Origin of the sequence: Bacillus sp. OV322 (assembly GCF_900112495.1) — a bacterium.
GTDB lineage: Bacteria > Bacillota > Bacilli > Bacillales > DSM-1321 > Peribacillus.
On sequence record NZ_FOMA01000001.1, the window covers coordinates 709,973 to 725,417 of the forward strand.

Annotated in this window: 13 protein-coding genes; all 13 read left to right on the top strand. The window is 41.7% G+C overall.

What is annotated here, in order from left to right; translation table 11 throughout:
• The first annotated feature begins 79 nt into the window (after positions 1-79).
• On the top strand, positions 80-1,441 hold the full coding sequence (locus tag BM126_RS03540; RefSeq protein WP_090988149.1) for a PTS transporter subunit EIIC: 1,362 nt from the start codon (positions 80-82) through the stop codon (positions 1,439-1,441).
• 146 nt (positions 1,442-1,587) lie between these two features.
• Positions 1,588-2,658: a DUF871 domain-containing protein gene (locus tag BM126_RS03545; RefSeq protein WP_090988151.1), complete on the top strand. Its 1,071-nt coding sequence runs from the start codon at positions 1,588-1,590 to the stop codon at positions 2,656-2,658.
• A 189-nt stretch (positions 2,659-2,847) separates the two neighbouring features.
• Complete coding sequence (sucC, locus tag BM126_RS03550) at positions 2,848-4,008, top strand: ADP-forming succinate--CoA ligase subunit beta (protein WP_071349488.1); 1,161 nt, start codon at positions 2,848-2,850, stop codon at positions 4,006-4,008.
• Positions 4,009-4,028: 20 nt separating this feature from the next.
• Complete coding sequence (sucD, locus tag BM126_RS03555; protein WP_071349489.1) at positions 4,029-4,931, top strand: succinate--CoA ligase subunit alpha; 903 nt, start codon at positions 4,029-4,031, stop codon at positions 4,929-4,931.
• Between the two features lie 162 nt (positions 4,932-5,093).
• A complete protein-coding gene (dprA, locus tag BM126_RS03560; protein ID WP_090988153.1) occupies positions 5,094-5,960 on the top strand; it encodes a DNA-processing protein DprA in 867 nt (288 codons plus the stop codon).
• A 373-nt stretch (positions 5,961-6,333) separates the two neighbouring features.
• Positions 6,334-8,409: a type I DNA topoisomerase gene (topA, locus tag BM126_RS03565; protein WP_090988155.1), complete on the top strand. Its 2,076-nt coding sequence runs from the start codon at positions 6,334-6,336 to the stop codon at positions 8,407-8,409.
• Between the two features lie 273 nt (positions 8,410-8,682).
• The gene (trmFO, locus tag BM126_RS03570; RefSeq protein WP_090988157.1) at positions 8,683-9,990 is read left to right on the top strand and encodes an FADH(2)-oxidizing methylenetetrahydrofolate--tRNA-(uracil(54)-C(5))-methyltransferase TrmFO; all 1,308 of its coding nucleotides are present in this window, start codon (positions 8,683-8,685) and stop codon (positions 9,988-9,990) included.
• Between the two features lie 60 nt (positions 9,991-10,050).
• Entirely contained in the window at positions 10,051-10,953 is a 903-nt protein-coding gene (gene xerC, locus BM126_RS03575) for a tyrosine recombinase XerC (RefSeq protein ID WP_090988159.1), read from the top strand.
• 150 nt (positions 10,954-11,103) lie between these two features.
• Complete coding sequence (gene hslV / locus BM126_RS03580; protein WP_071349494.1) at positions 11,104-11,646, top strand: ATP-dependent protease subunit HslV; 543 nt, start codon at positions 11,104-11,106, stop codon at positions 11,644-11,646.
• An 18-nt stretch (positions 11,647-11,664) separates the two neighbouring features.
• Positions 11,665-13,074, top strand: coding sequence for an HslU--HslV peptidase ATPase subunit (hslU, locus tag BM126_RS03585; protein ID WP_090988161.1), 1,410 nt, complete (start codon positions 11,665-11,667; stop codon positions 13,072-13,074).
• 140 nt (positions 13,075-13,214) lie between these two features.
• Positions 13,215-13,994 (top strand): GTP-sensing pleiotropic transcriptional regulator CodY, encoded by a 780-nt coding sequence (gene codY / locus BM126_RS03590; protein ID WP_071349496.1) that lies wholly within the window; start codon positions 13,215-13,217, stop codon positions 13,992-13,994.
• Between the two features lie 606 nt (positions 13,995-14,600).
• On the top strand, positions 14,601-14,990 hold the full coding sequence (gene flgB / locus BM126_RS03600) for a flagellar basal body rod protein FlgB (protein WP_090988165.1): 390 nt from the start codon (positions 14,601-14,603) through the stop codon (positions 14,988-14,990).
• Positions 14,990-15,445: a flagellar basal body rod protein FlgC gene (gene flgC, locus BM126_RS03605; RefSeq protein WP_090988167.1), complete on the top strand. Its 456-nt coding sequence runs from the start codon at positions 14,990-14,992 to the stop codon at positions 15,443-15,445. The genes flgB and flgC overlap by 1 nt, the downstream gene beginning before the upstream one ends.

The following is a 15,445-nucleotide window of genomic DNA, read 5'->3' on the forward strand; positions in this document are numbered from 1 at the left end:
ATGAAATTGGCATTGAAGAATATATATCTAAGGACAGAATGCAAGCTTGTTCTGCAAAAGGGAGACAGGGGGGGAAAGTATGAGGAAAGAACAAAGGCTGGCTGAGGAAATTTCAGAAAAAGTTGGCGGAAAATCTAATATCAGCCGGATAGCTCATTGTATGACAAGGCTAAGGCTGGATCTTAAAAACGATGCGCTCGCCGATATTGGAGGCCTGAAGGATATTGAAGGAGTCATGGGGGTAATTGAAGACCAAACCCTTCAAATTGTAGTCGGTCCCGGTACAGTAAACAAAGTTGCAGCAGAAATGTGCAGCCTGACAGGCTTAAGCCTTGGTGAACATGATGAAATTGATGAAAGCACCGCAGAAAGGGTACACAGTGATATTAAAGCAAAAAATAATACACCTTTCAAAAATTTGCTCCGCAAGATTGGAAATATTTTTATACCGCTTATTCCAGCTCTTGTTGCATCGGGCATAATAAATGGGATTGCTAACTTTTGCCTGAATGCAGGGGCAGATAAAAATAATATCATTCTGCAGCTTCTTCTCTTTATGGGCGGGGGGATATTTGCCTACCTGGGAGTTCTGGTAGGCTGGAATACCGCTAAAGAGTTTGGGGGCACCCCTGCTCTCGGGGCAATTGCCGGTATATTTGTTTTCAACCCAGCACTTGCAACAATAACCTTATTTCATGAAGCACTTGTCCCAGGAAGGGGCGGATTATTTGCTGTTATTTTCGCAGCATGGCTTATGAGCGCAACAGAAAAAAGAATCAGAAAGATTGTGCCAAATTCTGTAGACATTATTATTACACCGCTGATTACGGTCTTATTTGTAGGATTCTTAACACTTTTAGCCATCCAGCCTTTGGCAGGCTATTTGTCAACAGGCATCACAACGGGGATAAAAGGCATCCTCGACATTGGCGGCGTCTTCGCAGGAGCAATTTTAGCAGGAACATTCCTGCCTCTTGTTATGGTCGGGCTTCACCAGGGGCTTACGCCGATCCATGCGGAGTTCATTACAAGCACGGGAGTCACTCCTCTGCTTCCAATACTTGCCATGGCCGGAGCAGGACAGGTGGGTGCAGCCATTGCTGTATTTACAAAAACAAAAAACAGAAAACTCAGAAATGTCATCAAAGGCGCCCTGCCGGTTGGCTTCTTAGGCATAGGCGAACCGCTTTTATACGGTGTTACACTTCCGCTTGGCAGACCATTTTTGACAGCCTGTCTAGGAGGTGCTGTCGGAGGTGCTTTCCAGGCATTTGCAGGAACAGCGTCTGTAGGTATGGGGGTATCCGGTTTATCACTTATTCCGCTGATTCAGGATAAATATCTGCAATATATAATCGGCATCATTATCGCTTATTTGGGCGGTTTCATTTTCACTTATCTTTTTGGCTTTAAAGAAAGCATGGCAAAAAATATTAAGTGATAAAGAAGGGGAGAAGGAGAGAATTTTCTCTCCTTTTTGTTTGCTGAAATCCGCCAATGCTCCATAGACCTTTTTAAAGGGGCTATTTAGATCATTGTACTTTCAGCAGGGGGGGCAATACATACGGAAAAAAGGAGATGGTTTACATGCTTGGTATATCTGTTTATCTCGGAAAGCAAAGCGGGAATAATCAGGAGAAATTTATAAGACACATGTCACAGTCGGGATTCCGTTCCATTTTCACATCGCTTCATATTCCAGAGGATGATGCCACACAGCATTTGGCTTTGCTTAAGGAATTGGGAAGGCAGGCAAAGAAAAACGGCATGGAGCTTATTGCCGATATCTCACCTGTCACACTTGATAATTTGAACATTACTTATGAGAGTCTGCCTGATCTTCTGGAATGGGGAATAACCGGCTTGCGCATGGATTATGGTGTAGATCCCCAAGTGATAGCCCGCCTTTCAAAAACGATGAAAATTGCCCTTAATGCCAGTACGAATGACGATAGGATTTATCAGGAATTAAAAGACTGCTCCATGGATTTCAGCATGGCAGAGGCGTGGCATAACTATTATCCGAGGCCGGAAACTGGTCTTGGGAAGGAAGATTTTACAAGCAGGAACAAATGGCTCAAGGAAAAGGGATTTACCGTTATGGCATTCGTACCAGGGGACGGAGTACAGAGAGGGCCAATTTTCAAAGGACTTCCGAGCTTGGAAAAGCACCGTGGAGCTGATCCGTTTGAGGCCTTCTTAGAACTGAAACATGAATGTTTTGCTGATAAAGTATTCATTGGTGATTTAACTCTTAAAGAAGAGACTCTTAACAAATTCTCCATTTATGAAAAGAATCAGATTCCTTTGCGCTGCCGCATTTATTCGGATACACCCGAAACAAGGGAAATTCTCGCCCTTGACCATATTAACCGGACAGATTCTGCCAGGGATGCAGTACGTTCGCAAAATACAAGACCTTATGCTGCGGAAAAAAAGCTGGTTATAGAGCCTGTATCCCCTGCTGAGAGAAAAAAAGGAAGCATCACCATTGATAACCGGCTATATGGCAGGTATCAGGGTGAGCTGCAGATAACAAAACGGGATCTTCCGGCAGATTCTTGCATAAATGTTATCGGAGAGGTAGTCGAGGAAGATCTGCCTCTGCTGCGCTTTGTAGGAGGAGGGCAGGCTTTTCTATTATTGGCCAAACAATAAAGATTTCTTGGACAAGTTTTAATATTTTGATAGGTTATAGTAGACAACTATTTATACTTTCTATACAATAATAGCGCAGTCTAATTTTGCAATTCAGCATTATTTGAATATGCTGAAGCAAATACTAGTTTAATACGAACATGCAGTATATTTTAAGAATGCTTTTTTAGTTGACAAGGAGGATGAAAGATGAATATCCATGAGTATCAAGGAAAAGAGATCCTCAGACAATACGGGGTATCTGTTCCCAATGGCCGTGTTGCATTTACTGTTGAAGAAGCAGTGGAAGCAGCTCAGGAACTAGGAACAAATGTTGTTGTCGTTAAGGCTCAAATCCATGCGGGCGGCCGCGGTAAAGCCGGCGGAGTCAAGGTAGCAAAGAATCTTGATGAAGCACGTACATATGCACAGGAAATTCTGGGTAAAACGCTTGTTACACACCAAACAGGTCCTGAAGGCAAAGAAGTTAAGCGTTTACTAATTGAAGAAGGCTGCGATATCAAGAAAGAATATTACGTAGGCCTTGTGCTTGACCGTGCTACTTCCCAGGTTGTGCTTATGGCATCCGAAGAAGGCGGAACTGAAATTGAAGAAGTTGCAGAAAAAACGCCTGAGAAAATCTTCAAGGAATATATCGATCCAATTGTCGGATTAACCGGCTTTCAGGCAAGAAGAATTGCCTTTAATATCAACATCCCTAAAGAACTGATTAATAAAGCGGTCAAATTCATGACCGGATTATATACAGCTTTTATTGAAAAAGACTGCTCAATCGCTGAAATCAATCCGCTTGTAGTTACAGGAGACGGTAATGTTATGGCGCTTGATGCTAAGCTGAACTTTGATGATAACGCTTTATTCCGCCATAAGGATATTATAGCGTACCGCGATTTGGAAGAAGAAGATCCAAAAGAGATTGAAGCTTCCAAATATGACCTCAGCTATATTTCCCTTGATGGAAATATCGGATGTATGGTAAATGGAGCGGGCCTTGCAATGGCCACTATGGACATTATCAAGCATTACAGCGGAGATCCTGCTAACTTCCTTGATGTTGGCGGCGGCGCTACAGCAGAAAAAGTGACAGAGGCCTTTAAAATCATCCTTTCTGATAAGAATGTTAAAGGGATCTTTGTTAATATTTTCGGCGGAATCATGAAGTGCGACATCATTGCCACTGGCGTTGTTGAAGCAGCCAAGCAGCTTGGCCTCGAAGTTCCTCTTGTAGTGCGCCTTGAGGGTACCAATGTTGAGCTTGGAAAGCAGATTTTAAAAGAATCCGGATTGAATATCACCGCTGCAGAATCAATGGCAGACGGTGCGCAAAAAATCGTATCACTTGTAGGATAACAGTCAGGGGGAACCAATAAATGAGCGTATTTATTAATAAGGACACTAAAGTCATTGTTCAAGGCATCACCGGTTCAACGGCTTTATTTCATACAAAACAAATGCTTGAATACGGAACACAGATTGTTGCCGGGGTAACACCAGGCAAAGGCGGCACAGAAGCTGAAGGCGTTCCGGTATATAACACTGTCGCTGAAGCAGTGAAACAAACAGGCGCAAATGCTTCTGTAATTTATGTGCCGGCACCTTTCGCAGCAGATGCAATCCTTGAAGCTGTTGATGCGGAACTTGATTTGGCCATATGCATAACTGAACACATCCCAGTTCTTGATATGGTAAAAGTTAAGCGCTATATGGAAGGCAAGAAAACACGTTTGGTCGGACCAAACTGTCCGGGTGTCATCACTCCGGGTGAATGTAAAATCGGCATAATGCCTGGGTATATCCATACCAAAGGCCATGTGGGCGTAGTATCCCGCTCTGGAACTTTAACATACGAAGCTGTTCACCAATTGTCACAGGCAGGGGTAGGACAGTCTTCTGCAGTAGGCATCGGCGGAGATCCTGTTAATGGAACGGATTTTATCGACGTGCTAAAAGCCTTCAATGAAGATCCTGAGACACATGCTGTTATCATGATTGGAGAAATCGGCGGAACAGCTGAGGAAGAAGCTGCACAGTGGGTTAAAGAAAACATGACGAAGCCTGTTGTGGGATTCATCGGCGGAAGGACTGCTCCAGCTGGCAAGCGCATGGGCCATGCGGGCGCTATCATTTCCGGCGGAAAAGGAACGGCTGATGAAAAGATCCGTGTTATGAATGAATGCGGAATCAAAGTGGCTGAAACACCATCCGTAATGGGTGAAACACTTATTTCAGTATTAAAAGAACAAGGCATCTACGAAACTTGCAAAACGCATTAATGTAAAAATCGTCCCCCAGTAAACAGGGGGGCGATTTTTACACATTTAAAGCTGCCAAACAATCTTTCATGGCATATTTGGCAAAGAAGCATTAAGCCTCCATTTATTTTATCTTTTATCAGGTCTTATCCCCGAAAATCCCCCATATAAGGAGTGGCCTTCATGGATATTAATCAAAAACTGATCCATTTGCATCATTGCCGCGGTGCAGGCTGGAAAACAATTAAAAAGATAATAAGCACCGATCCGTCCCTTCAGACAATTTTCACCAGAACGCTCGATGAATGGAAGCAAATCCTCCCCCTCCCCCAAAACAAATTGATAGAGTTCTACTGTGACCTTCATTCAATTAATATTCAAAAACTTTTAGAACAATATGAAAATAACGGCATTTCCACTATAACGATTATAGATTCTGACTATCCCGAACTGCTTAAACAAATTTTTGACCCGCCATGGGTTCTTTATTTAAAGGGTGACAGCTGCTTATTAAACAGTAAGAATGGTTTAGGTGTAGTAGGCGCCCGAAAGCCTTCACAATACGGTGCAGAGGCTTTAAAAACGCTGCTTCCGCCTCTTATGAAGAAGAATTTTGTCATTATCAGCGGTTTAGCCGCAGGAATTGATGAAATTTCCCATAGGATTGCACTAAAGGAAAACGGGAAAACAATCGGTGTATTAGGGGGAGGGCACTTTCACATTTACCCGAAAAATAATATACCCCTGGGTATTGAAATTATGAAAAAAGGTGCCCTGATTTCAGAAATCCCTCCTTCAAGAAGGCCTGAACCATGGATGTTTGCCGTGAGAAACAGGATCATCAGCGGACTGTCGAGAGGTGTATTTGTGGTTGAGGCCAAGATAAAAAGCGGTTCGCTGATTACAGCACAATGTGCTCTTGAGCAGGGAAGGGAGGTCTTCGCACTCCCAGGCAATATTATCAGCAAAGAATCAGAAGGTACAAATTTTTTAATTAAAGAAGGCGCGAAGCTTGTGCAGACAAGCTCGGATATTGAAGAAGAATTTTAAATTGCTTTGCTGCTGTATTCGTTCCATAGTCTCCTAATTAATGAGGGAATTATAAAAATTTTACAAAAATCATAGGAATATAAGTTAAAAGGGTTGAAATTATTATAAAACTGTTATAAGTTTTGCAACAGGCACATCTTTTGGGGCAGCTTGAAATCAATATACTATGTCCGTACAATGGCATAGATTGAAACTATATAATAGAAGAAACTTTTTTTACACAAAATGAAAGTTAAGCTGCCTGAAAAAATGGATCACGCAAAGCTAATAAGCGGTAAAATCCTTTTCTTTATATAAAGAAACATTGACAAATGAAATTTTTATGATTAATAATAGTGAAGATTTATATTACCTCTTGAGGAGGACTTTTTGGATGTCAGAATACTTAGTAATCGTGGAGTCGCCTGCCAAGGCGAAGACCATAGAAAAATATCTTGGAAAAAAATATAAAGTGAAAGCTTCCATGGGGCATATACGGGATTTGCCGAAAAGCCAAATGGGTGTTGACGTTGAACATGAATTTGAACCTAAATATATAACAATACGGGGAAAAGGACCTGTTTTGAAAGAATTGAAAACCGCTGCAAAAAAGGCGAAAAAGATCTATCTCGCAGCTGACCCCGACAGAGAAGGTGAAGCAATTGCCTGGCATCTTGCCCACAGTCTTGATGTTGATGTTAACTCGGACTGCCGGGTGGTTTTCAATGAAATAACAAAGGATGCCATTAAAGAATCCTTTAAATCACCCCGCCCCATCAATATGAATCTTGTTGATGCCCAGCAGGCGAGAAGGGTTCTTGACCGTCTTGTAGGATATAATATAAGCCCTCTTCTCTGGAAAAAAGTAAAAAAGGGACTAAGCGCAGGCCGGGTGCAATCTGTTGCAGTCAGGATGATCATTGACAGGGAAAAAGAAATCACTGCCTTTATTCCAGAAGAATACTGGACGATAAAATCGGAATTTGCGAAGGGAAAAGAACAGTTTGAAGGTTCCTTTTTCAGCCTTGATGGCGAACGTATTTCCCTGAGTTCTGAGGAAGATGTAAATAATGTCCTGGATAAGCTGAAAGGCAATGATTTTACTGTTTCAGATGTATCTAAAAAGGAACGTAAACGAAATCCTGCTTCGCCATTTACTACATCTTCACTTCAGCAGGAAGCTGCAAGGAAATTGAACTTCCGGGCTAAAAAGACGATGATGCTTGCACAGCAGCTTTACGAAGGTATTGAGCTTGGAAAAGAAGGAACGGTCGGTCTCATTACATATATGAGAACAGATTCAACCAGGATTTCCGATGTAGCGAAACAGGAATCCAGGAGCTATATCGAAACAACATATGGTCCTGAATTCATTGGAAGCAATCAGAAAAAGGATAATAAGCAAAGTAATGCACAGGATGCCCATGAGGCAGTAAGGCCGACAAGCACGCTAAAAGAGCCTGCTTCACTGAAAGAGTATTTATCCAGAGATCAATTCAGGCTGTATAAACTCATCTGGGAGCGGTTTGTTTCAAGCCAAATGGCCCCTGCTGTAATGGATACAATGAGTGTAGATCTGCAGAATGAAGAAGTACGGTTCAGGGCTAATGGCTCGAAGATAAAGTTTCCTGGCTTTATGAAGGTATATGTTGAAGGCACGGATGATGGAGTAGAGGAAAAAGATAATCTGCTTCCCGATCTGAAAAAAGGAGACAAGGTCTTCTCAAAAGACATTGAGCCAAAGCAGCATTTTACCCAGCCTCCTCCCCGCTATACGGAAGCAAGGCTAGTTAAAACGATGGAAGAGCTTGGTATAGGCAGGCCGTCCACTTATGCTCCGACACTGGATACCATTCAAAAAAGAGGCTATGTCAGTCTGGATAACAAACGTTTTATCCCTACTGAGCTTGGTGAAATTGTCCTGGAATTGATTTTGGAATTTTTCCCTGATATATTAGATGCAGAATTCACTGCGAAAATGGAGCAGGAATTCGATAGTGTCGAAGACGGCAATACCCAATGGATTAAAGTGATTGATGAATTTTACCGGGATTTTGAAACACACCTTGCCAAAGCTGAGGCTGAAATGGAGAAGGTTGAAATCAAGGATGAACCTGCAGGCGAAGATTGTGAAGAATGCGGCCATCCGATGGTATTTAAAATGGGGCGCTACGGAAAATTCATGGCGTGCAGCAATTTTCCTGATTGCAGGAATACAAAGGCAATCGTCAAAGAAATTGGAGTGAAATGCCCACTGTGCCATGAGGGAAATATCATTGAAAGAAAAAGCAAAAAACGCAGGATATTTTATGGCTGTGACAGATACCCAAGCTGTGAATTTATTTCCTGGGATAAGCCACTTCCAAGATCCTGTCCTAAATGCGAAGGCACACTTGTCGAGAAAAAACTCAAAAAAGGCGTACAGGTACAATGTATGCAATGTGACTACAAAGAATCGCCGCAGGCTTGATAAAAAAGGTGAGCGAGAGCTCACCTTTTTTCTATTGATTCACGTAAAGGGCAGAATTGGCATTTTTGGGTTTTAATAGGCGAATCTAGGGCGCAAAACTGTTATTTTTAATAATTGTTGCTAAATTGAACGAATCCAGTGGACAAGGTGTTGAAAAAAGCTATATAATTCTTCTTTGCCTGCTCATGTATTTTACTTTCTGAATTGAACTAAAACTATATAAAATTTGTAAATGTTCCTGTTTTATCATATCTTTGCATGGAGGTTCGTAAAATGAAAGAAGCTATCGTTAATGTAATCGGGGCAGGACTTGCCGGAAGCGAGGCAGCATGGCAGCTTGCCAAACGCGGAGTAAAGGTTAACTTATACGAAATGAGGCCGGTAAAGCAGACACCTGCCCATCATACTGAAAAATTTGCTGAATTAGTCTGCAGTAATTCATTGAGAGCCAACACTCTGACAAATGCAGTCGGTGTATTAAAGGAAGAAATGCGTTACCTGGACTCTATTATTATTTCCTCTGCTGATGCCTGTGCGGTTCCAGCAGGAGGTGCACTTGCAGTAGATCGGCATGAATTTGCAGGAAGAGTAACGGAGCTGGTAAAAAACCATCCTAACGTAACGGTAATTAATGAAGAAATGACAGAAATCCCCCAAGGGCCGACTATCATTGCCAGCGGACCATTAACAAGTAAAGCACTTTCAGAAAAGCTTGCAGAAATCATGGATGAAGAGTATTTATACTTTTATGATGCTGCAGCACCGATTCTTGAAAAAGACAGCATTGATATGAATAAGGTATATTTAAAGTCACGGTACGATAAAGGGGAAGCCGCATATTTGAATTGCCCAATGACTGAAGAAGAATTTGACCGGTTTTACGAAGCCTTGATTGCTGCAGAAACCGTGCCGCTGAAGGAATTTGAAAAGGAAATATTCTTCGAAGGCTGCATGCCGATTGAGGTAATGGCTTCTAGAGGCAAAAAGACCATGCTGTTCGGCCCTCTTAAACCAGTTGGGTTAGAAGACCCGAAAACAGGGAAGAGACCATATGCAGTGGTTCAATTGCGCCAGGATGATGCTGCAGGAACACTTTATAATATTGTCGGTTTTCAGACACACCTTAAATGGGGACCGCAAAAAGAGGTGCTTCAGCTTATCCCGGGACTTGAAAATGCTGAAATCGTACGTTATGGCGTTATGCACAGAAATACGTTCATAAATTCCCCAAAGGTCCTTAAGCCGACTTACCAGTTTGCCAATCGCGATGATTTATTCTTTGCTGGCCAAATGACAGGGGTGGAAGGCTATGTTGAATCCGCTGCTTCTGGGCTGGTTGCAGGAATCAATGCTGCAAGAATGGCCCTTGGCGAAGAACCTGTAGTTTTTCCGGCGGAAACCGCAATGGGAAGCATGGCAAAATATATTACATCGACAAACGCAAAAAGCTTCCAGCCGATGAATGCCAACTTCGGTCTTTTCCCTGAATTGGAACAAAAAATCAGAGGAAAAAAAGAACGAAATGAACAGCATGCACAGCGGGCACTGGAAACAATTCAGAACTTTATGAAAAATTTGTAAAATTATTTGCCTGACGTTTTAAATTATGTTACTATTTAGTAGCCTTTGTGGGGTGTTTGCATGGCTGAAATAGATCAATGTGTAAAAATGTTTATTGAATATCTCCAAATTGAGAAAAACAGTTCACACTATACAATTGAAAATTACACGAGAGACATCGATGAATATACCTTGTTCATGAATGAACAAGGTATAAAATCCTTGTTATCCGTACAATATTCTGATGCCAGGCTATATTTGACCATGATGTATGAAAAAGGCCTTTCCAAAAAGACGGTTGCCCGGAAGACCTCCTGCTTAAGAAGCTTTTACAAATTTTTAATGCGTGAAGGACTTGCAGGGGAGAATCCCTTTGCCCTTGTTTCTCTTCCTAAAAAAGAACAAAGGCTCCCAAGATTTTTGTATGAAGAAGAAATGAATCAGCTGTTTAAGGCAATCGATCAAAAGACACCTTTAGGCCTGAGAGATGCTGCCTTGCTGGAGCTTCTTTATGCCACTGGGATCCGTGTGAGCGAATGCTGTGATATAAAACTCCTGGATCTGGATTTTTCGATGGGCACTGTCCTGGTGCATGGAAAAGGAAAAAAAGACCGTTATGTTCCAATCGGCAGCTTTGCTTCAGAGGCTCTTACTAAGTACATACAAAACTCAAGGCCGGAACTCATGTCATCTAAAGCGAAAACCCATCCTTACCTGTTAGTGAATTTTCGGGGAGACCCTCTTACTGCCAGGGGGCTGCGTTATATCCTGAATGGCGTCATTAAAAAAGCGGCAGGTGAAGGAAAGCTTCATCCGCATATGCTCAGACATTCTTTTGCAACACATTTGCTTAACAATGGTGCAGATTTAAGGACCGTACAGGAGCTTTTGGGCCATTCTAAAATATCTTCTACTCAAATTTATACTCATGTTACCAAAGAGCAATTGCGGAAAGTATATAACGCATCACATCCAAGAGCATAAAGTGAGGCTCCGTCCGGAAATTTCTCTTTGTTTCCTCTGGCCGGCAGCTAACTAATAGGGATTTGACGATTACTCCCCGCAAAGCTTCTCTGATAACTTTCATGTTTAAATCGGGGGATTATTAATGCGGGATAAAAAAGGAGAATTTTTATGGGTGAATTTCATGCAACAACGATATTTGCAGTCAAGCATAAAGGACAAAGCGCTATGTCGGGAGACGGACAAGTAACATTAGGAAATTCGGTTGTTATGAAGCACACTGCAAGAAAAGTCAGAAGGATCTTTCATGGAAAAGTCCTCGCTGGGTTTGCAGGCTCAGTTGCTGATGCTTTTACCTTGTTTGACATGTTTGAGTCAAAGCTTGAAGAGTATAACGGCAATCTTCAGCGTGCAGCAGTGGAACTGGCGAAACAATGGCGCAGTGATAATATTTTGAGGAAGCTTGAGGCTATGCTCATTGTCATGGATGAAAAGGATCTTCTGCTCGTTTCAGGGACTGGTGAGGTCATTGAACCGGATGATGGCATCCTTGCAATAGGATCGGGCGGCAATTATGCCCTTTCTGCAGGGAGGGCATTAAAACGCTTCTCGGGAGAAACACTGACCGCAAAAGAAATTGCGCAATCCGCCCTGCAAATTGCTTCAGAGATCTGTGTATTTACAAATACAAACATTATCGTTGAAGAGCTGTAAGAGAGGAGCTGTTTCATAATGGCAAACAAAACGGATTTAACGCCTAGGCAAATTGTTGAAAAACTTGATCAATATATCGTTGGACAGCGGGATGCTAAACGTGCAGTTGCTGTTGCTTTGAGAAACCGTTACAGGCGGACCCTTCTGCAGGAAGAGCTAAGGGATGAAGTAGTTCCAAAAAATATCCTGATGATCGGTCCGACGGGCGTAGGAAAGACGGAAATTGCCCGCAGGATGGCTAAGCTTGTAGGTGCCCCATTTATAAAGGTTGAAGCAACAAAATTTACAGAAGTCGGATATGTAGGCAGGGACGTTGAATCTATGGTCCGTGACCTGATGGAAACATCGATCCGGCTCGTTAAAGAAGAAAAAAAGGCAAATGTTAAGGAACGGGCTGAAGAAAACGCAAACCGCCGCCTTATTGAATTGCTTGTTCCTTCTTCAAAAAAACAGGCAAATTTTAAAAACCCTCTTGAAGTCTTCTTTGGAGGGAATAATGAAAGTTCCCAGCAGCAGTCTGATTTCAGTGCTGAAGACAGTTCACTGTATGAAAAGCGAAGAGTGATATCTGAAAAGCTGGCAAAAGGCGAACTTGAAAATGAGCTGATTACCGTAGAAGTTGAGGAGCAGCAAGCTTCTATGTTTGATATGCTTCAGGGATCCGGCATGGAGCAGATGGGCATGAACATGCAGGATGCCCTCGGAAGCCTGATGCCTAAAAAGAAAAAGAAGCGTAAATTAAAGGTAAGTGAAGCAAGGACGGTTCTGACAAATGAAGAAGCGGGCAAGCTGATCGATATGGATGAGGTCACACAGGAAGCTGTTTTCCGTGCTGAGCAAACAGGCATTATTTTTATCGATGAAATTGATAAGATTGCGAGCAAACAATCAGGAGGTTCATCAGCTGATGTTTCACGCGAAGGCGTTCAGCGTGATATCCTGCCAATTGTAGAAGGCTCTACCGTAGTCACGAAATACGGTTCTGTTAAAACAGATCATGTATTGTTTATGGCAGCAGGAGCATTTCATATTGCAAAGCCCTCAGATTTGATTCCAGAACTGCAGGGAAGATTTCCAATCAGGGTGGAGCTTGCAAAATTGACAGTGGATGACTTTGTGCGCATTCTTCACGAACCCGACAATGCACTTATCAAACAGTATATAGCATTATTGGAAACAGAAGGTATAGAAATTGAATTTTCTGACGATGCTATTCTTAAGATTGCAGAAGTAGCCTTTGAAGTGAATCAGAATACAGACAATATTGGCGCCCGACGGCTGCATACCATCATGGAAAGGCTTTTAGAGGATTTATCATTTGAAGCCCCTGAAATTTCCATGCAAAAAGTAACCATCACGCCTAAATATGTGGAAGATAAGCTAGGCTCCATTTCCCGCAATAAAGATTTAAGCCAGTTCATATTATAACCCGGGACGAAAAGTTTCACTTTATAAACATAGGGTACAGACACAAAGAATGCCTGTTTCTCTTTATCAGTAAACACACCAAGATTAGATATTATATAAGAGCGGTACATGAAACAAGGATTTCTAGGAGGAACAATTAAATGAATTTATTAGGTAAAACAAGAAAAATCAATAGCATGCTGCAGAATGCAGCCGGCCAGCCAGTTAATTTTAAGGAAATGGCTGAAAGTCTCAGTGAAGTAATCGAATCAAATGTGTTTGTTGTTAGCAGACGCGGAAAGCTATTAGGCTTTGCAATCAATCAGCAGATTGAGAACGAACGCATGGTACAGATGCTTGAAGACAGACAATTTCCAGAAGAATATACTAAAAATCTTTTCAATATCCAGTCTACATCTTCCAATTTGGATGTAAACAGCGAATATACGGCATTCCCTGTGGAAAACAAGGAGTTATTCGCAAGCGGCCTGACAACTATTGTTCCGATTATTGGCGGAGGCGAAAGACTTGGTACACTGATTCTTGCAAGGCTTGAAGAAAAATTCCATGACGATGACTTAATTCTTGCTGAATATGGCGCAACTGTAGTCGGCATGGAAATCCTTCGCGAAAAAGCAGAAGAGATCGAAGAAGAAGCAAGAAGCAAAGCAGTTGTCCAAATGGCAATCAGCTCTCTTTCATACAGTGAGCTGGAAGCAATTGAGCATATCTTTGAAGAATTAAAAGGAAATGAAGGCCTTTTGGTCGCTTCAAAAATTGCCGACAGAGTGGGAATCACCCGTTCAGTAATTGTTAACGCGCTAAGGAAGCTGGAAAGTGCGGGAGTAATCGAGTCTCGTTCACTTGGAATGAAAGGGACATATATCAAAGTATTAAATGATAAATTCCTTGTCGAGCTTGAAAAATTGAAAAACCATTAAAAAACAGCCCTCGGGCTGTTTTTTTTTGCCCAAATATCATTTGGAAGATAAATACCTTTGAAAGTTTCCCTTCAAAAAGTATTTGTAATATGACCTTCAATCACTACTCAAGCTTTTTAAGGAGGACATCACTTGCCTTGAGATGGGCCTTGCAGTCGAACCCCTGTCAACAGTTGAATGAGAAGGCTGAGCAAATGGCCCCCTGCCTCTCGGCAAAAAAAATAAAAATAATACATAAATATCCTTATATTTTCAGTAAATATATTGTAATATTATTTATTGTCAAAAAAATAAGCAGAAAGCAATATAAGAAGAATATTTTGATGTTCAATATGTAGTAAAAGGCGCAGGGGAAATGTAGAGAATTATGTCGAAGGGGGAAAAAAGGGCTACTTTACAGGAAAAAACAAGGAAAACTTATTGTAAATATTGGGTTTTGAAGGTATTAATTAACATTTATCGACAAAAATAGGCCTTTTTTCTTACGAAGTTTTGTCGATACTACATAGACAGAACGGTTGGATTTCATTACAATAGTTACTATATTATGTTTTTTTTGTTACGAAATGAGATATTTAAAATTCCTTTCCATAAGGGGTGAAAGAAATGAAATTATTTTCAAATACATTTCAGTCGCTGGAAAGCGCGCTGGATTATTCCAGTTTAAAACAAAAAGTGCTTTCACAGAACATCGCGAATGCAGATACTCCCAATTATAAAGCGGAAGATGTAACTAAAGGATCGTTTCAGGATGCATTGGATTCATCTATTAAAGCATATAGGACGGATGCGAGACATTTTGGCTTTTCAGGGGATCAGTCAAGCCAGGGTGTGATAACAAGGCAGAATGTTCAGTACAACAGCAACGGCAACAGTGTGGATATAGATAAGGAAATGAGTGATTTAGCATCAAATCAAATCTATTATGACGCTGCATCTGATTTAATCAGCGGGAAGTTCCAGTCGCTTCAAACAATAATAAGGGGCGGTAAGTAATGGGAGTGTTTCAAAGTTTAAATACAACAGCTTCAGCTCTTACAGGACAAAGGCTAAGAATGGATATTATCTCTTCAAATATGGCCAATGCCGATACATCAAGAGCAAATTTTGTAAATGGAAAATGGGAGCCGTACAGAAGGAAAATGGCGGTCATTCAGCCGAAGGAAACCCAATTTTCCTCCTTTTTGAACGCAGCAGCCGGACAAAATGGGCAAGGTGCCGGCGGAGGCATGGAAGTAACGAAGATTGCAGCAGATCAAACGCCATTTAAACTTGTGTATGATCCTGAAAATCCGGATGCCAATGCAAATGGGTATGTTGAAATGCCGAATGTAGATCCATTAAGGGAAATGACGGACCTGATTAGCGCCACAAGGTCATATGAAGCAAATGTCACAGTTTTTAATGCTTCTAAAGGCATGCTGATGAAGGCCCTTGAAATCGGTAAGTAA